This is a genomic window from Streptomyces sp. NBC_01077, from assembly GCF_045162855.1.
In the GTDB taxonomy this organism is placed as follows: Bacteria; Actinomycetota; Actinomycetes; order Streptomycetales; family Streptomycetaceae; genus Streptomyces.
Window position 1 is genome coordinate 8,103,244 of record NZ_CP108669.1, and the last position, 16,643, is coordinate 8,119,886.

The following is a 16,643-nucleotide window of genomic DNA, read 5'->3' on the forward strand; positions in this document are numbered from 1 at the left end:
GCGGATTCGAGGGTACTCACTTCGGCGGATTCGGCGGCGCTCACTTGGGTTGCCTCTTCTCCCAGCCCTCGGCCCACAGGTCGAACCGGGCGTGCTGCTGGGGGAATTCGGCGGCGGCGTCCGCGTCGAACTCCACCCCGAGACCGGGCTCGTGGGAGACGGTGAAGCAACCGGTCTGCGGGTCGACCTCGGGGGCGCCGCGTACGATTTTCTTGATCTCCGCGTCCGCGAAGTCGTTGAAGTGTTCCAGGATCTTGAAGTTGGGTGTGCAGGCGGCGAGTTGGAGGGTCGCGGCGGTGAGGACCGAGCCGCCGACGTTGTGCGGGGCGACGAGGACGTAGTGGGTCTCGGCGGTCGCGGCGAGCTTCCTGGCTTCCAGGATGCCGCCGATGTGCCCGACGTCGGGCTGCACGATATCGGCGGCCTGTGACTCGAAGAGCTCCCTGAACTCGATCCGGTCGTGGATCCGTTCACCCGTCGCGATCGGCAGGTCCACCTTCTCGGCGACCTTCGCCAGGGCCTTGAGGTTCTCCGGCGGCACCGGCTCCTCCAGCCAGGCCGGCCGGAAGGGGGCGAGTTCGCGCGCGAGGCGGACCGCGGTCGAGGGCGAGAACCGGCCGTGCATCTCCACCATCAGCTCGGCATCCGGGCCGATCGCGTCCCGTACTGCCTCGATGAGCGCGACGGCCTCCCGCGACCGTGCGGCGTCCAGTTCGTAGTGACCGGTCCCGAACGGGTCTATCTTCAGGGCCCGGTAGCCGCGTGCCACGACCTCACGCGCCGCCGCGTGATAGGCCTGCGGGGTGCGCTCGGTGGTGTACCAGCCGTTGGCGTACGCCTTCACCCGATCGGTCACCTGGCCGCCGAGCAGCTGCCAGACCGGCACGCCGAGGGCCTTGCCCTTGATGTCCCAACAGGCCATCTCGACGACCGCGATGCCCGACATGACGATCTCGCCGGCCCGCCCGAAGTCCCCGTACTTCATGCGCCGCACGAGATCCTCCACCGCGAACGGGTCCGAACCGGCGATGTGACGGGACTCCGCCTCACGGAGGTAGCCCACGAGCGCGTCGGTGTGCCCGAGCATCCGGGTCTCACCGACACCGGTCAGACCCTCGTCGGTGTGGACCAGGACGTAGGTGAGGTTGCGCCAGGGCGTGCCGACGACATGTGTGGTGATTCCCGTGATGCGCACGGTGGTTGCTCCCCGGGGACGCGGACGTGTGGTGCGGGATGCCGGATTGTTCGAGATGCCGAATCTCGTTCGGTGGATCGGCGAGACCGTAGGCAGCGGCCCGCCGGAGTGTCAATGGGAGCGTGCCCACCCTTCCCGCCTGCGGTTCCGGCCATTGCCCGGTGTGAGGCGCGCCGCTAGTCTCTGTTCGCGATTTCGGTCGCAGTACGGGATATCGAACGGGCAGAGGCGAGGTGGGGGACCCATGGGACGACTCGTTCCGGCGGTGACCAGGGCATTCGACGTACTGGAGCTCTTCCTGGAGGGCGACGGGACACTGTCCGCCCCCGAGATCACCCGCAGGCTCCAGCTGCCGCGCACGACCACCCACGAGCTGGTCACCACCCTGACCGCCCGCAACTACCTCGTCCCGGTGCCGGAACAGCCCGGCCGCTACCGGCTCGGCGTCCGCACCTACCAGCTCGGCAGCCGGTACGCCGAGCAGCTCGACCTCGCCGCCGAGGGCCACCAGGTCGCCCGCGACGTGGCCGACACGTGCGGCGAGACCGTGCACGTGGCCGTCCTGGAGGCCATGGACGTCATCTACATCGCGAAGGTCGACTCGACCCACGCGGTACGGATGGTCTCCGCGGCAGGACGCCGACTGCCCGCCCACTGCACGGCCGTCGGCAAGATGCTGCTCGCGACCCTCCCCGAGGCCGAGCTCGACGAGCGCCTCGACGGGTACGAACTCACCGGCATGACGCCCCGCAGCATCACCGCCCCGGACGCGCTGCGCGCCGCGCTCGCCGAGATCCGGATCCTCGGTGTCGCCGGCGAGCAGCAGGAGTCCAACCCCGACGTCAGCTGTGTCGCCGCGCCGGTACGGGACCGCACCGGCCGGGTCGTCGCCGCGTTGTCGGTCTCGGTACCGGTGCACCGCTGGAGCGAGGGCCGCGAGAACGAACTCACGGCACTCGCGGTGAAGGGCGCGAACGAGCTGTCGGAGCGGCTGGGACACCGGATCGCGCACTGACGCCCCCTAGGGGGTGTCAGGACTCCGCGCCGGCGGACCCGGCGCGCCTGCCGTCCCGTCGCTCCCGGGGCTGACGCATCCGGCTGACCGGGCCGAAGACCTCCCGGTCGTCGAGGAATCCCTCCAGGGCGAAGGCGGCCGCACCCCGCGTGACCGCGTTGTGCGGCACGGAGCTGCGCCGCAGGGTCGCCGCCCGGTGCGGCAGCGGCAGCGCGTGCCGGGTGACAGCCTCGTACGTGGCGGTCAGCAGTCGCTCTCCCAGCAGATCGACGACCTGATTGCCGAGGACGACGGCCCGGGGGTTGAGCAGATTGACCAGATTGGCCACCGCCGCCCCCAGGTAGCGCCCGGTCCGGTCGATGACGGCGGCGGCCGTCGGGTCCTGCTCCGCCGCCGCACGCGCGAGGGCGGCGACCGTGGCCGCGTCGTCCGGCCCGGCCGCCCGCTCGTCACCGGGGGCGAGCTCGCGCCAGGTCTGGGCGATCCCCCGGGTGCTGACGTACGCCTCCACGCAACCCCGATTGCCGCAGGTGCAGAGCCGGCCGTCGATCGCGAGACAGGTGTGGCCCCATTCGCCGGCGCTGTTGGTGAACCCCCGGTAGAGCTGCCCGTCGATCGCGATCCCGGCGCCGACACCGGCCCGCAGGGTGAGGACGACCAGGTCGTCCACCTCGCGGCCGGCGCCGAACCACAACTCGGCGACCGTGCTGGCCCGCAGGGGGTTGTCGAGCCAGAGGGGCAGGCCGAGGCGTTCGTCGAGCAGGGCGCGGAGCGGCACCTCGTGCCAGGACCAGTAGGGGGAGAAGGAGGAGACCCCGCCCTCGCGCTCCACCATGCCGGGCACGCTGACGCCCGCTCCGAGTACGCGCGCGCGGGGGACCCCGGAGCCGTGCAGCAACTCCTCGACGCAGGCGGCGAGCTGTTCGACCACGTCGGCGGGCCGGACGTCGCCCGGGGGGAGCGGGCGCTCGACGGAGTGGCGGACCTCCAGGGCGAGATCGAACAGCTCGGCGTGGACCGAGGTCTCGGCGATGTCGATCCCGATCAGCGCGCCCCGGTCGGCGTTGACGGCGAGCCGCGCGCGCGGCCGGCCGCCGCTGGAGTCCTCGTGGCCCGCCTCGACGAGGACGCCGGCCTCCAGGAGTTCGGAGGTCAGATTGGCGACGGTGGCGAAGGAGAGGCCGGTCGCGGCGGCGAGGTCCTGACGGCTCATCGCACCGGACCCCGCGTAGAAGCGCCGCAGGACCTCGAAGCGGTTGAGGCGGCGAATGTCCTGGGACGTCCGCTTGATCATGTGTGCTGTCCTCCGCTCGTGCGGCCCGTATCCCCGGCCCGTACTTCGGCATCTTATTCAAAGGGTTGGAAGAAGGGGTGGGCGGGATATTTACAACCGTTAGACGAACCCGTAGTTTTTCGTGTGCGGCGCCACTCAGCGCCACTCCGCACCACTTCCCCGACCGAGGAGGCCAGATGCAGCACCTCAGGGCCCAGCCCTGCTCCCCCCTGCCCGGACGCCTGACGGAAGGGCCCGTCTGGGACACCCGGCGCCAGGAACTGCTCTGGGTGGACATTCCCGACGGCCTCGTCCACCGGGCCGCCCTGACGCAGGACGTGACGCCGGACCTGGTCGCCGTCTCGACGCTCCGCTTCGACCGCCCCGTCGGCGCGGTCCAGCCCTGTGCCTCAGGAGCCCTGCTCGCGGCAGCCGGCACGTCCTTCCTCCGCCTGGAGCAGGACCGCCCGGTCGCGGAGGCCGTCGAACTGGCGGCGCCGGTGCTGCCCGAGGACGGCCTGCCCCGCCGGATGAACGACGCCGCCGTCGACCCGGCGGGCCGGCTCCTCGCCGGAACGATGGCGTACGACGAGAGCCCGGGCGCGGGCGCGCTCTACCGCCTCGACGGCGAAGGCCTCGTCACCCTCCTGGACGCGGTCACCATCTCGAACGGCCTCGGCTGGAGCCCCGACGGCACGCTCCTCTACTACGCGGACAGCCCGACCGGGCGGGTCGACGTCTTCGCGTACGACGCGGTGACGGGCGCCCTGAGCGACCGCCGGCCGTTCGCCGTCCTCGACCGCGGTGTGCCGGACGGGCTCACGGTGGACGGAGCGGGGCGGGTGTGGGTGGCGGTGTGGGGAGGCGGTGAAGTCCTCGCCCTCACGCCGGAAGGCACCCTTCACGCGCGCGTGGAGGTGCCTGCCTCCCACGTGACGAGCTGCGCCTTCGCCGGACCGGACCTGGACGTCCTGGTCATCACGACGGCGACGGAGGGCCTCGACGAGACCCGCCGCCGCGCGGAGCCGGACGCGGGCCGCCTGTTCGTCTGCCGCCCCGGCGCGAGGGGACTGCCGAGCGTTCCGTACGCCGATCGCTGACGCATCGCCGGGGGCCCGCCCCGGCCGCCCGTCACCCGCTCCGTACCCCCACTCCCAAGGGAGCCCCGCCCAGCCATGACCACCCCGCCCGCAGCAACCACTCCGCCCGAGCGGCACACCGCACCCGGGGGTGCCACCCCGTCCGAGGAGCGCACCCGGGCCCGGGCAGCCGGCCACGGCTTCCGCGCCGCCCTCGCCTCCGCGCCCGTCATCGCGATCCTTCGTTCCACCTCCGCCACCCGGTTCGCCGAGGTCACCGACACCCTCCTCGCCTCCGGCATTCGCGCCGCCGAGTTCACCCTCACCACTCCCGGCGTGCTCGACGCTCTGCGCGAGTACGCCGCCGACGCCCCGCCCGGGCTCGCCCTCGGCGCCGGGACCGTGACCACGCCCGCCGAGGCTCAGGCCGCCGTCGCGGCCGGGGCGACGTACCTCATCACCCCGACCACCTCCACCGAGGTCATCGCGGAGGCGGCCCGCCTCGACGTCCCGGTGCTCCCCGGCGCGTACACCCCCACCGAGATCCTCACCGCCTGGCGCGCCGGGGCCACCATGGTGAAGCTCTTCCCCGCCGCCACCGGCGGGCCCGCGTACCTCCGCGCCGTCCGCGCCCCGCTGCCCCACATCCCCCTCGTCCCGACCGGGGGCATCGGCGCCGGCGACGCCCCCGCGTATCTGGCCGCGGGCGCCGCCGCGCTCGGCATCGGCAGCCCTCTCGTCGGCGACGCCTGCGAGGGCGGCTCCCTCGCCGCCCTCGGCGAGCGCGCCGCCGCCTTCCTCGACGGCATACGCCGATGACGCCGATCGGCAGGCAGCCCGCCCTCGTCACCCTCGGCGAGGCCATGGCGGTGGTCGCGGCGACCGAGCCCGGACCGCTCGCCTCGGGTGCCCCGCTCCGCCTCGGCTGGGCGGGCGCCGAGGCGACCGTCGCCATCGGCGTCAGCCGGCTCGGCCACCCGGCCGCCTGGACCGGGCGGGTCGGCGAGGACGCGGCGGGCGCGATGGTCCTCGCCGGCCTTCGCGCCGAGGGCGTCGACGTGTCCGCCGCCCGTACGGACCCGGCCGCGGCCACCGGTCTGATGCTCCGCGAGCGCCGCACCGCCGACCGGCTCCGCGTCAGCTACTACCGGGCCGGCCTGGCGGGCTCCCGCCTCGCCCCCGAGGACCTCGACGAGGCGCAGCTCACCGGGGCCCGGGTGCTCCATGTCACCGGCATCACCCCGGCGTTGAGCGGCACGGCGCGCGCCGCCGTGGAACACGCCGTGTCCCTCGCCCGCGCCGCCGGCGTCACCGTCTCCTTCGACGTCAACCACCGAGAACGCCTCTGGGGCCGCGCCGAGGCCGCCGACGTGCTGGCCGGGCTCCTTCCGTACGCCGACATCGTCTTCGCCGGACCCGAGGAGGCCGCCCTCTTCGTGCCCGAGCAGGCGCCGGAACGGATGGCTCGCGCCCTCACCCGGCTCGGGCCGGGTCAGGCGGTGCTCAAACTCGGTGCGCAGGGGGCCCTCGTGGCCACCGGCGACGGTGAAGCCGAGGGCGGACTCCACGTCCGGCCCGCCGTCCCCGTCACCGCCGTCGACCCCGTCGGCGCGGGCGACGCCTTCGTCTCCGGCTATCTCGCCGCCGTCCTCGACGGCGCCCCGGTGGAGGAACGACTGCACCTCGCCGCGCTCTGCGGCGCCTTCGCGGTCTCGGTCCCGGGCGACTGGGAAGGCCTCCCGCGCCGCGCCGAACTCGGCCTCCTCGCGGCCCAGGACATCAGCCGCTGACGCGTCCGAGCCCGACGGTCCCGCCGTCCCGCCGTCCCGCCGTACCCCAGTACCGCAGTGCGACTTCCCTTCCGTCCCGACACCCCAGGAACCCACACCCATGAACCGTTTCTCCGGGCAGACCGCCGTAGTCACCGGCGCCGCCTCCGGTATCGGGGCGGCCAGTGCCGTTCGGCTCGCCTCCGAGGGCGCGGCCGTGCTGCTCTCCGACATCGCCGACGAGGCGGGCGAGGCCGTCGCCGCCGCGATCCGCGCCGACGGCGGCCGCGCCGCCTACGTCCGCTGCGACGTCTCCGCCGAGGAGGACTGGACCGCCCTCCGTGCAGAGGCCCACACGCGTTTCGGCCAGGTGAGCATCCTCCACAGCAACGCCTTCACCCACACCCCGGCCGCCGCCCACGAACTCCCCGTCGCCACCTGGGACCGCGAGATGGCCGTCAACCTGCGGGCCCTCTACCTCGCCACCCGCACCTTCCTCGACGATCTGCGCGCCGGGCGCGGCAGCCTCGTCGCGACCTCCAGCGTGCACGCCGACTTCGGCCTGCCCGGCTATCCGGCGTACGCCGCCGCCAAGGGCGGCATGTGCGCGCTCGTCCGCCAGTTCGCCGTCGAGTACGGGCCCGACGTCCGCTTCAACTCCGTGCTGCCCGGCCCGATCCTCACCGATGTCTGGAACGACGTCGACGAGGAGGGACGCAGGCTCTCCGCCGACGCCACCGCGCTCGCCCGGCTGGGCCGGCCCGAGGAGGTCGCCGCGGCCGTCGCCTTCCTCGCCTCCGCCGACGCCGCCTACATCACCGGAACCAACCTGGTCGTCGACGGCGGCTGGACCGTGAAGAAGGACTCCAAGTGAAGATCACCTCCCTGCGCACCTACCTCGTCGCCCCGCGCTGGTGCTTCCTGCGCATCGACACCGACGAGGGCATCACGGGCTGGGGCGAGCCCGTCGTCGAGGGCCGCGCCCACACCGTCGCCGCCGCCGTCGACGAGCTGTCCGACCACCTGATCGGCCAGGACCCGATGAAGATCGAGGACCACTGGCAGGTCCTCACCAAGGGCGGCTTCTACCGCGGCGGCCCCGTCCTCTCCAGCGCCGTCGCCGGCATCGACCAGGCGCTCTGGGACATCACCGGCAAGGCCCTCGGCGTCCCCGTCTGGCAGCTGCTCGGCGGCAACGTCCGCGACCGCGCCCGGGTGTACAGCTGGATCGGCGGCGACCGGCCCGACGACGTCGCGTCCGAGGCCCTGGCCCGGAAGAACGAGGGCTTCACCGCGATCAAGATGAACGCCTCCGCGCAGCTGCGGCTCATCGACACCCCCGCCGCCGTCCACGGGATCGTGGACCGGGTCGCCTCGATCCGGGAGGCGGTCGGCGACGAGTTCGACATCGCCATCGACTTCCACGGGCGGCTCACCGCCCCGATGGCCCGCCGGGTCCTCCCGCTCCTGGAGCCGTACCTCCCCTTCTTCGTGGAGGAGCCGGTCGTCCCCGAGATGAGCGACCACATCGGCGACATCGTCCGCTCCACCTCCATCCCCATCGCGACCGGCGAACGCCTCTACTCCCGCTGGGACTTCAAGAAGGTTCTCGACCAGGGCATCGCCGTCGCCCAGCCCGACCTCTCGCACGCCGGCGGCATCTCGGAGGTGCGCAGGATCGCCGCGATGGCGGAGGCGTACGACGTCTCCCTCGCCCCGCACTGCCCGCTGGGTCCGATCGCCCTGGCCTCCTGTCTCCAGGTCGGCTTCGCCGCGCCGAACCTGCTGATCCAGGAGCAGAGCCTCGGGATCCACTACAACACCGGCTCCGATCTGCTCGACTACCTGGTCGACCCCTCGGTCTTCCGCTACGAGGACGGACACGTGGGCCTGCCCACGGGACCCGGTCTCGGCATCGAGGTCGACGCGAAGGCCGTCGAGCGGGCCGCCGAGGTCGGGCACCGCTGGCGCAACCCGGCCTGGCGGCGCGACGACGGCTCCCTCGCCGAGTGGTAGCAGGACATGCCGAAGGGGCCGGACTCGTGGGAGAGTCCGGCCCCTTCAGGGTGTGTCAGCGGTGCGCGAGCCGGCTTGCCGCCGGCAGCAGCTTGCTGTCGTAGTCGAACAGGGCCTGGTTCTCCCAGCCGTTGCCGGAGGAGGAGTCGGCCGGGTCCCAGCCGTTGCCGGTGACGGCGGTCCAGGCCGGCTCCCAGTAGAAGACGCCGAGTCCTCGGCCGTTCGGGACCGCCTCGACGACGTTCATGATGTCCCGGAGCCAGGCCGACTGCCCGGCGCTGCTTGCCGGGTAGCCGGAGACCAGCTCGCTCGACAGGTCGATGATGTTCTCGTGACCGTCCTCGCTGTCGAGGCGGAACGGGTACGCGGTCTCCGCGACCATGACCTTCTTGCCGTAACGGGCCGAGATGTCGTCCAGGTTGGCCTGGAGCGAGGACAGCGCGCCGTGCCAGTACCCGTAGAAGGAGAACGCGATGACGTCGTAACTCACGCCCTGAGCGGTCGCGTTGTCGAACCATGTCCGGTAGAGGGCGTTGTCGCCGCCGTTGGCGAGGTGCAGCGCGATCTGGGTGCTCGACGAGACCGCCTTGGCCGCCGAGATGCCGGACTTGAGCAGCCCGCCGAGCTGGGACCAGTTGGACGTCGAGCCCTCCGGCCAGAGCATGCCGGTGTTGATCTCGTTGCCGATCTGCACCATGTCGGCCGTGGTGCCCTGTGCCTTGAGGGCGTTCAGGACGTCGTACGTGTGGTTGTAGACGTCGGTCGTGAGCTGGCTGTACGAGTGGCCCGACCAGGCGGTGGGCTTGGTCTGGGCGCCGGGGTCGGCCCAGATGTCGGAGTAGTGGAAGTCGACGAGGAGCTTCATGCCCTGCGCCTTGATCTTCTGGGCGGTGGCGAGGACGCGGGCCTTGTTGTTGTAGCCGTCCGCCGGGTTCACCCACACCTTGAGGCGGCCGTAGTTCGCCCCCGCGTTCTTGAGGAGGGCGACCGCGTCACCGGTGGCGCCGGTGCTCGACTTGTAGGTCCCGCCGAGGTCCTCGCTCTTCTTGAGCGCGGAGAGGTCGACGCCCCTGACCGCGAGACCGGTCGTGCCGGACGTGAACGTCAGGTCGTCGACGTTGAGCCAGTTCCCGGCGTTGGCATCGGAGTTGACGCTGATCGTGCACGCGCCGCCCGTCACGGTGATCGGGGTGACGATCCGTATCCAGGTGGACGTGACCGGCAGGTCGGTGCGCTGCTCGGCGGACCCGCAGTTGCGCAGGGCCAGATAGGCGGCGTTCTGACCGCCGCCGGAGCGGACCCAGGCGCTCAGCGTGTACGTGCCGTCGGTGAGCCCGGAGAGGTACTGGTACGTCTCGACCTTGTACGCGGCCGCCGACCAGTGGCTGAGGCGGTGGCTGCCGCCGTGGCCCCCGGCCTCGGTGAACGAGGCGGCGTTCTGGCCGGCGGCCGAGTAGCTGGACCAGCCGGTCGGGGTGGCGGTGCCGGTGGCGTCGCTCTCGAACCCGGCGTTGGTGAGGGTGGCGGCTGCCTCGGCGTGCTGGGCGGCGGGCAGCGGGGCCAGGAGCAGAGCGGCGAGCGCCGCGGCGACGGCCGCGGCTCGCAGGCGGATGCGGCTTCGTGCGGGGTGCATCGTCGAGTCCCTTCGACGGTGGCCAATGTGATGTGTGGTGCGGGTGGTTCCTTACGGGTGGTACGGCTCACCCGGGGACGGCGCATGCGGTACGGCCGCCCCCGGGGAGATCAGGGGGTCCGGCGCAAGGCCGGGGGAGGGGAGGGAGGGTGAGGGGAGGGAGGGTGAGCCGGTCAGGCGTCCAGGCGGACGACTCCGACGGCACCGGCCGGGACGGTGACCTTCCCGTCGACCGGCGTACCGGCGAGGAGCTCCACACCGGAGCCGCCCAGCGGCACCACGACGTCCTCGGCGGAGTGGTTGAGCGCGAAGAGGTACCGCTGCCCGCTCGCCCCGGCGCGGCACACGACCTCCACGTCACGCGGGAGCGAGGCACGGGCCGAGACCCCGGCGTCCTCGCAGGCGGCGGCCACGATCGCGTCCAGCGAGGCCGCGTCGAGCCGGGTGGAGACGTACCAGGCGGTGCCCCGCCCGAGCCGGTGCCGCGTCACCGCGGGCCCGCCGGCGGCCGGCCCGTCCGCGTACGTCCACACGGTCTCGGCACCGCGCGGCCGGACGAACTCCGTCCACACGTCACCGGTGAGCGAGGCGCCGTCGGGTCCGGCGATCCGCACCCGCTCGCCGTCCAGGAGCGGCGACCACTCCTCCACGGTGAGACCGAGGACGTCCCGCAGGGCACCCGGGTAGGCGCCGGGGTGCACGGCGTCGTGCTCGTCGACGATGCCGGAGAAATACGAGACGACGAGCGTGCCGCCGTTCTCGACGTATTCGCGGAGGTTCTGGCCCGCGGCCTCGGTCATCAGGTAGAGCGCGGGCACGACGACCAGCGGGTAGGCGGACAGGTCGGCCTCGGGGTGGGCGAAGTCGACGGTGAGGTGCCGGTCGTAGAGGGTCTCGTAGAAGCTGTCGGCGCGCTCGCGGGCGTCGTGGGCCTCGTTCGGCCGCCACTCCAGGTTCTGCGCCCACCAGGAGTGCCAGTCCCAGAGCACGGCGACGTCCGGCACGGTCCGGGTGCCGCGTACCTCCCCCAGGGCCTCCAGGTCGGAGCCGAGGGCGACGACCTCGCGCCAGATCCGGGTGTCGGTCCCGCCGTGCGGGACCATCGCGGAGTGGAACTTCTCGGCGCCGCGCCGGGACTGGCGCCACTGGAAGAACATGGCGCCCTCGGAGCCGCGGGCCACATGGGCGAGGGAGTTGCGGGCCATCTCGCCGGGGCGCTTGGCCGGGTTGCGGGCCTGCCAGTTCACGCCGGACGTGGAGTGTTCGAGGAGCAGCCAGGGTGCGCCGCCGGCGACGGAGCGGGTGAGGTCGGCGGCCATGGCCAGATTGACGTGGGTGCGGCGGCCGTCGGTCATCAGATAGTGGTCGTTGGTGACGAGGTCGACCTCGCGGCCCCAGGCCCAGTAGTCGATCGAGTCGCACTGGCTGAGCGCGGTCATGAAGTTGGTGGTGACGGGGATGCCGGGCGCGAGCTCGTGCAGGATGTCCCGTTCCGTCCTGAAGTTCTCCCGGATGGTGGCGTCGGCGAAGCGCCGGTAGTCGAGCTGCTGGGCCGGGTTGCCGACGGTGGGCGTGACCCGGGGCGGGTCGATCTCCTCGTACGAGGAGTAGTGCTGCCCCCAGAACGCGGTGCCCCAGGCCTCGTTCACGGCTTCCGCCGAACCGTACGTGTCGTCGAGCCAGCGGCGGAAGTGGGCGGCGCAGTTGTCGCAGTAGCAGGCGCTGACCGGGACGCCGTACTCGTTGTGGACGTGCCAGAGGGCGAGCGCCGGGTGGCTGCCGTAGCGGCGGGCCAGTTCGGTGGTGATGCCCGCGGCGGCCGTGCGGTAGGCGGAGGAACTATGGCAGATCGCCCCGCGTGAGCCGTACGAGTAGCGCACGCCCTCGGCGGTGACGGGCAGCGCCTCGGGGTGTGCCCGGTAGAACCAGGCGGGCGGTGCCACGGTGGGCGTGCCCAGGTCGACGCGGACGCCGTGCTCGTGGAGCAGGTCGAGGAGCCGGTCCAGCCAGCCGAAGTCGTACCGGCCCTGCTCCGGTTCGAGGAGGGCCCAGGAGAAGATCCCGACGCTCACCATGGTGACGCCGGCCTTCCGCATGAGGCGGACGTCCTCCTGCCAGACGCTTTCCGGCCACTGTTCAGGGTTGTAGTCCCCGCCGAACGCGAGCCGGTGCAGGCCCTTGGGGGTGGTCTGCGGCATGAGTCTCTCCTGAAGCATCGAACGAGCATCGTACGAACGTCACACAGCAAAAGCTTTGTTCGTTTGGGAACGTGCACACACCCGGTCTCGATGTGGCAACGCAACATAACCGCACACGAACAACCATTGACAAGTGTCCGGAACGTTTCTCTACTGTGAACGCTCACAGATGCATGGTCGGCCTCCCCGTTCGAGGGAGAGGCCCCTTTCGGTCAGGGAGAAGTACCCATGCCCCACACGATGCGCCGCAGCCTCGCCGCCGCCACCGCCGTCCTCCTCGGCGCCACCGCGCTCACCGCCTGTGGATCCTCCGACTCCGGCGACGAGGCGGCGGCCGAATCCGGCCCCGTCTCGCTCACGTACTGGGCGTGGGCCCCCGGGATGGACAAGGTCGTCGCCCTCTGGAACGCCGAACACCCCGACATCAAGGTCACGGTGCAGAAGCAGGCCTCCGGCGACGACCTCGTCACCAAGGTCATCACCGCGGCCAAGGCGCACAAGGCCCCCGACCTCGTCCAGGCCGAGTACCAGGCGCTGCCGACCCTGGTCTCCAACGACGCCCTCGCGGACATCGCCGGCGAGGTCGCGGGCGTCAAGGACAGGTTCGCCCCCGGCATCTGGCAGCAGACCACCTTCGGCAGCGAGGCCGTGTACGCCCTGCCGCAGGACTCGGGGCCGCTGATGTTCTTCTACCGCCAGGACCTCTTCACGCAGTACGGCCTCTCCGTCCCCACCACCTGGGAGGAGTTCGCCACCACCGCGCGCGACCTGAAGAAGAAGGCCCCGGACAAGTCCCTGACCACCTTCTCCGCCAACGACTCCGGCCTCTTCGCCGGCCTCTCGCAGCAGGCCGGCGCCAAGTGGTGGACCTTCGAGGGCGACACCTGGAAGGTCGGCGTCGACGACGCCGCCACCAAGAAGGTCACCGACTTCTGGGGCGGCCTGGTCGGTGAAGGTGCCGTCGACAACCAGCCGATGTACACCCCCGCCTGGAACAAGGCCCTCAACACCGGCGAGCAGCTCGCCTGGGTCAGCGCCGTCTGGGCACCCGGCGTCCTCACCACCGCGGCCCCCGACACCCAGGGCAAGTGGGCCATGGCCCCCCTCCCGAAGTGGACCGAGGGCGGCTCCTCCACCGGCAGCTGGGGCGGCTCCTCCACCGCCGTCACCACCGACTCGAAGCACAAGAAGGCCGCCGCCCAGTTCGCCACCTGGCTCAACACCGACCCGGTCGCCCTCGCCGCGCTCGTGAAGGAGGGCGGCATCTACCCGGCCGCCACCGCGGCCCAGACCAGCGGCGCCCTCGCCCAGGCCCCCGCCTTCTTCCCGAACCAGCCCGACTTCTACACCCGCGCCGCCGAGATAGCGAAGACCACCGCGCCGGCCGCCTGGGGCCCCAACGTCAACGTGGCCTACACCGCCTTCAAGGACGAGTTCGGCAAGGCCGCCAAGGCCAAGTCGGGCTTCGACACCGCCCTGTCCGCCGTTCAGTCCGCCACCGTCGCGGACCTGAAGAAGCAGGGCTTCGAGGTCGCCAAGTGACGCAGCCCCCTCAGGGCGTGCGCCGGTCGTACGGGGTCAAGGCGGCCCCGTACGGCTTCCTCCTCCCCGCCGCCGTCCTCTTCGCCCTCTTCTTCGCCCTGCCCATCGGTTACGCGGTCTGGCTCAGCTTCCACAAGATCGAGATCAAGGGCCTCGGCCTGGGCAAGGGAGCCCGCAGCGAGGTCTGGGCCGGCCTGGGGAACTACACCTCCGCCCTCACCGACTCCGAACTCGCCGCCAGCGCCCTGCGCATCCTCGGCTACGGCGCCATCGTCGTCCCCGTCATGCTGGGCCTCGCGCTCTTCTTCGCGCTCCTCCTCGACTCGGAGCGCGTCCGGGCCCGCAGCTTCTCGCGGCTCGCGATCTTCCTCCCGTACGCCGTCCCCGGGGTCATCGCGGCGCTCCTCTGGGGCTTCCTCTACCTCCCGGACGTCAGCCCCTTCTTCTACGTCCTCGACGCCGTCGGCCTCCCGCAGCCCGACCTCATGGACGGCACGCCGCTCTACCTCGCCATGGCGAACATCGCCGTCTGGGGCGGCACCGGCTTCAACATGATCGTCATCTACACCGCACTGCGCTCCCTGCCCACCGAGGTCTACGAGGCGGCCAAGCTCGACGGCTGCTCCGAGTTCCAGATCGCGCTCCGCATCAAGATCCCGATGGTGGCGCCCTCGCTCGTGCTCACCTTCTTCTTCTCGATCATCGCGACCCTCCAGGTCTTCAACGAGCCCACCACGCTCCGGCCGCTCACCAACGGCATCCCCACCACCTGGAGCCCCTTGATGAAGGTCTACAACGACGCCTTCACCGGCGGGAACATCCACGCCGCCTCGGCCACCGCCGTCGTGCTCGCCCTCGCCACCTTCGTCCTCTCCTTCGCCCTCCTCAGGATCTCCAACCGCCGCACCACGCAAGGAGCAACCCGATGACCGGGCTCGCCTCCCCGCCGCTCCACAAAGCGGCCCCGGCCGCGGGCACCACCCCCGGCACCTCCCAGGGTCCTCCCCGGCCCCGCCGGACCGCCCTGCTTCCCACGACCGCCCTCGTCCTCGGCGCCGTCTACTGCCTGCTGCCCGTCGCCTGGGTCCTCGTCGCCGCCACCAAGTCGGGCGCCGACCTCTTCTCCACCTTCACCTTCCTGCCCGGCGACGGCTTCACCGACAACCTCGCCGACCTGGGGGCGTACCGCGACGGCATCTACTGGCGCTGGATGGGCAACTCGCTGCTCTACGCGGGCCTCGGCGCCGTCCTGTCGACCATCGTCTCGGCGCTCGCCGGCTACGGCCTCGCCGTCTACCGCTTCCGCGGCCGCGAGACCTTCTTCAACGTGATGCTCGCCGGCGTCCTCATGCCCCCGGTCATCCTCGCCATCCCGCAGTACCTGCTCATGGCCGAGGCCGACATGACGGACACCTACGCCTCCGTCCTGCTGCCCCTGATCCTCTCCCCGTACGGCGTCTACCTCGGCCGGGTCTACGCCGAGGCCGCCGTCCCCATGGAACTCGTCGAGGCCGGCCGCATGGACGGCGCCGGGGAGTGGCGGATCTTCCTGCGGATCGCCGCCCCGATGATGTCCCCGGGCCTGGTGACGATCTTCCTCTTCCAGTTCGTCGCCATCTGGAACAACTTCCTGCTGCCGTTCATCATGCTCGGCGACGACGAGAAGTTCCCCATGACCGTCGGCCTGTTCACCCTCCTCAAGCAGGGCGCCGGACAGCCCGCCCTCTACACCCTGGTGATCACCGGTGCACTCCTCGCCATCGTCCCGCTCATCGCCCTCTTCCTCCTCATCCAGCGCTTCTGGAGCCTCGACCTGCTCTCCGGCGCCGTAAAGTCCTGAGCACAGGGGATCGAGGGGAAACACACAGCATGAGCACAGCAGCGAGCAGGCGCCGCCCGGCGACCATCCACGACGTGGCCCGCGAGGCCGGCGTCTCGCGCGGCACCGTCTCCCGCGTCCTCAACGGCGGCCACTACGTCAGCCCGACGGCCAAAGCGGCCGTCGACGCCGCGATCCGAAGAACGGGCTACGTCGTCAACCGGCACGCCCGCTCGCTGATCACCGGCAAGTCCGACTCGGTCGCCTTCCTCCTCACCGAACCGCAGGAACGCTTCTTCGAGGACCCCAACTTCAACGTGCTGCTCCGCGCGTGCACCCAGGCGCTCGCGGCCAAGGACATCCCCCTGCTCCTGATGATCGCGGGCACCGAGGACGAGCGCCGCCGCAACCTCCGCTACATCGAGGCCGGTCACGTCGACGGAGTCCTCCTCGTCTCCAGCCACTCCGGGGACCCCGTGGTGGCCCGGCTGCACGAGGCCGGCGTCCCCGTCGTAGCCTGCGGCAAGCCGCTCGGCCAGACCGCCAAGATCGGCTACGTCGCCGCCGACGACCGCGACGGCGCCCGCGACATGGTCCGCCACCTGTACGCCTCCGGGCGGCGCAGGATCGCCACCGTCAGCGGCCCGCTCGACACCCCCGGCGGGGTGGAGCGCCTCGCCGGATACCGCGAGACGCTCGCCGAGTTCGGGCTGCCCGCCGACGAGACGCTCGTCGCCACCGGCGACTACAGCCGCGCCAGCGGCGAGGACGCGGCCCGCGCCCTCCTGGAGCGCGCCCCGGACATCGACGCCGTCTTCGTCGCCTCCGACCTGATGGCGCAGGGCGTCCTCGACGCCCTCGCCCGCGCGGGCCGGAAGGTCCCCGAGGACATCGCCGTCGGAGGCTTCGACGACTCTCCGGCGGCCCTGTCCTCCCGCCCCTCGCTCACCACGATCCGCCAGCCCTGGGACCGGATCAGCACCGAGATGGTACGGACGCTGCTCGCCCGGATAGCGGGGGAGGAACCGGCGGCGGTCATCCTGCCGACGGAGCTCGTCCGGAGGGAATCGGCATAGCGAGTACGTCAGGGCATCGGCGTAGCGC

The 16,643-nt window shown here is 71.8% G+C and carries 14 protein-coding genes; 10 read left to right on the top strand and 4 right to left on the bottom strand.

What is annotated here, in order from left to right; translation table 11 throughout:
* Nucleotides 1-40: 40 nt before the first annotated feature.
* Entirely contained in the window at nucleotides 41-1,195 is a 1,155-nt protein-coding gene (locus OG462_RS36560) for a mandelate racemase/muconate lactonizing enzyme family protein (protein WP_406064515.1), read from the bottom strand.
* A 244-nt stretch (nucleotides 1,196-1,439) separates the two neighbouring features.
* Between OG462_RS36560 and OG462_RS36565 the strand changes: the two genes are divergently transcribed.
* Nucleotides 1,440-2,210, top strand: coding sequence for an IclR family transcriptional regulator (locus OG462_RS36565; RefSeq protein ID WP_406064517.1), 771 nt, complete (start codon nucleotides 1,440-1,442; stop codon nucleotides 2,208-2,210).
* A 16-nt stretch (nucleotides 2,211-2,226) separates the two neighbouring features.
* Here the strand turns inward: OG462_RS36565 and OG462_RS36570 are convergent, their stop codons facing one another.
* Nucleotides 2,227-3,504 (bottom strand): ROK family protein, encoded by a 1,278-nt coding sequence (locus OG462_RS36570; RefSeq protein WP_406064519.1) that lies wholly within the window; start codon nucleotides 3,502-3,504, stop codon nucleotides 2,227-2,229.
* Nucleotides 3,505-3,680: 176 nt separating this feature from the next.
* Between OG462_RS36570 and OG462_RS36575 the strand changes: the two genes are divergently transcribed.
* The 5 genes from OG462_RS36575 (at nucleotide 3,681) to dgoD (ending at nucleotide 8,347) form a co-directional block, all read left to right on the top strand.
* A complete protein-coding gene (locus tag OG462_RS36575; protein WP_406064521.1) occupies nucleotides 3,681-4,583 on the top strand; it encodes an SMP-30/gluconolactonase/LRE family protein in 903 nt (300 codons plus the stop codon).
* A 75-nt stretch (nucleotides 4,584-4,658) separates the two neighbouring features.
* Entirely contained in the window at nucleotides 4,659-5,381 is a 723-nt protein-coding gene (locus tag OG462_RS36580; RefSeq protein ID WP_406064523.1) for a bifunctional 4-hydroxy-2-oxoglutarate aldolase/2-dehydro-3-deoxy-phosphogluconate aldolase, read from the top strand.
* Nucleotides 5,378-6,352: a sugar kinase gene (locus tag OG462_RS36585; RefSeq protein ID WP_406064524.1), complete on the top strand. Its 975-nt coding sequence runs from the start codon at nucleotides 5,378-5,380 to the stop codon at nucleotides 6,350-6,352. The genes OG462_RS36580 and OG462_RS36585 overlap by 4 nt, the downstream gene beginning before the upstream one ends.
* Nucleotides 6,353-6,452: 100 nt before the next feature.
* Nucleotides 6,453-7,205, top strand: coding sequence for an SDR family NAD(P)-dependent oxidoreductase (locus OG462_RS36590; protein WP_406064527.1), 753 nt, complete (start codon nucleotides 6,453-6,455; stop codon nucleotides 7,203-7,205).
* Nucleotides 7,202-8,347 carry a galactonate dehydratase gene (gene dgoD, locus OG462_RS36595; protein WP_406064529.1) on the top strand — a complete coding sequence of 382 codons (1,146 nt, stop codon included), beginning with the start codon at nucleotides 7,202-7,204 and terminating at the stop codon, nucleotides 8,345-8,347. Before OG462_RS36590 ends, dgoD begins: the two co-directional genes overlap by 4 nt.
* A 55-nt stretch (nucleotides 8,348-8,402) precedes the next feature.
* On the opposite strand, the gene OG462_RS36600 is transcribed toward dgoD, so the two are convergent.
* Nucleotides 8,403-9,980 (bottom strand): arabinogalactan endo-beta-1,4-galactanase, encoded by a 1,578-nt coding sequence (locus OG462_RS36600; RefSeq protein WP_406064531.1) that lies wholly within the window; start codon nucleotides 9,978-9,980, stop codon nucleotides 8,403-8,405.
* A gap of 173 nt (nucleotides 9,981-10,153) precedes the next feature.
* Entirely contained in the window at nucleotides 10,154-12,178 is a 2,025-nt protein-coding gene (locus OG462_RS36605; protein ID WP_406064533.1) for a beta-galactosidase, read from the bottom strand.
* Between the two features lie 228 nt (nucleotides 12,179-12,406).
* On the opposite strand from OG462_RS36605, the gene OG462_RS36610 reads away from it, so the two are divergent.
* The 4 genes from OG462_RS36610 to OG462_RS36625 are packed head-to-tail and all read left to right on the top strand — an operon-like array spanning nucleotide 12,407 to nucleotide 16,615.
* On the top strand, nucleotides 12,407-13,720 hold the full coding sequence (locus OG462_RS36610) for an ABC transporter substrate-binding protein (RefSeq protein ID WP_406064535.1): 1,314 nt from the start codon (nucleotides 12,407-12,409) through the stop codon (nucleotides 13,718-13,720).
* A complete protein-coding gene (locus OG462_RS36615; protein WP_406064537.1) occupies nucleotides 13,717-14,649 on the top strand; it encodes a carbohydrate ABC transporter permease in 933 nt (310 codons plus the stop codon). The genes OG462_RS36610 and OG462_RS36615 overlap by 4 nt, the downstream gene beginning before the upstream one ends.
* Nucleotides 14,646-15,560 (top strand): carbohydrate ABC transporter permease, encoded by a 915-nt coding sequence (locus tag OG462_RS36620; protein WP_406064539.1) that lies wholly within the window; start codon nucleotides 14,646-14,648, stop codon nucleotides 15,558-15,560. The genes OG462_RS36615 and OG462_RS36620 overlap by 4 nt, the downstream gene beginning before the upstream one ends.
* 29 nt (nucleotides 15,561-15,589) lie before the next feature.
* Entirely contained in the window at nucleotides 15,590-16,615 is a 1,026-nt protein-coding gene (locus OG462_RS36625) for a LacI family DNA-binding transcriptional regulator (RefSeq protein ID WP_406064541.1), read from the top strand.
* Nucleotides 16,616-16,643 lie beyond the last annotated feature (28 nt).

Excerpts from the sequence above, each read along its gene's own strand:
- OG462_RS36565 (WP_406064517.1), top strand. The coding sequence starts at position 1,440 with ATGGGACGACTCGTTCCGGCGGTGACCAGGGCATTCGACGTACTGGAG.
- OG462_RS36570 (WP_406064519.1), bottom strand. The coding sequence starts at position 3,504 with ATGATCAAGCGGACGTCCCAGGACATTCGCCGCCTCAACCGCTTCGAG.
- OG462_RS36575 (WP_406064521.1), top strand. The coding sequence starts at position 3,681 with ATGCAGCACCTCAGGGCCCAGCCCTGCTCCCCCCTGCCCGGACGCCTG.
- OG462_RS36580 (WP_406064523.1), top strand. The coding sequence starts at position 4,659 with ATGACCACCCCGCCCGCAGCAACCACTCCGCCCGAGCGGCACACCGCA.
- OG462_RS36585 (WP_406064524.1), top strand. The coding sequence starts at position 5,378 with ATGACGCCGATCGGCAGGCAGCCCGCCCTCGTCACCCTCGGCGAGGCC.
- OG462_RS36590 (WP_406064527.1), top strand. The coding sequence starts at position 6,453 with ATGAACCGTTTCTCCGGGCAGACCGCCGTAGTCACCGGCGCCGCCTCC.
- OG462_RS36600 (WP_406064531.1), bottom strand. The coding sequence starts at position 9,980 with ATGCACCCCGCACGAAGCCGCATCCGCCTGCGAGCCGCGGCCGTCGCC.
- OG462_RS36605 (WP_406064533.1), bottom strand. The coding sequence starts at position 12,178 with ATGCCGCAGACCACCCCCAAGGGCCTGCACCGGCTCGCGTTCGGCGGG.
- OG462_RS36610 (WP_406064535.1), top strand. The coding sequence starts at position 12,407 with ATGCCCCACACGATGCGCCGCAGCCTCGCCGCCGCCACCGCCGTCCTC.
- OG462_RS36620 (WP_406064539.1), top strand. The coding sequence starts at position 14,646 with ATGACCGGGCTCGCCTCCCCGCCGCTCCACAAAGCGGCCCCGGCCGCG.
- OG462_RS36625 (WP_406064541.1), top strand. The coding sequence starts at position 15,590 with ATGAGCACAGCAGCGAGCAGGCGCCGCCCGGCGACCATCCACGACGTG.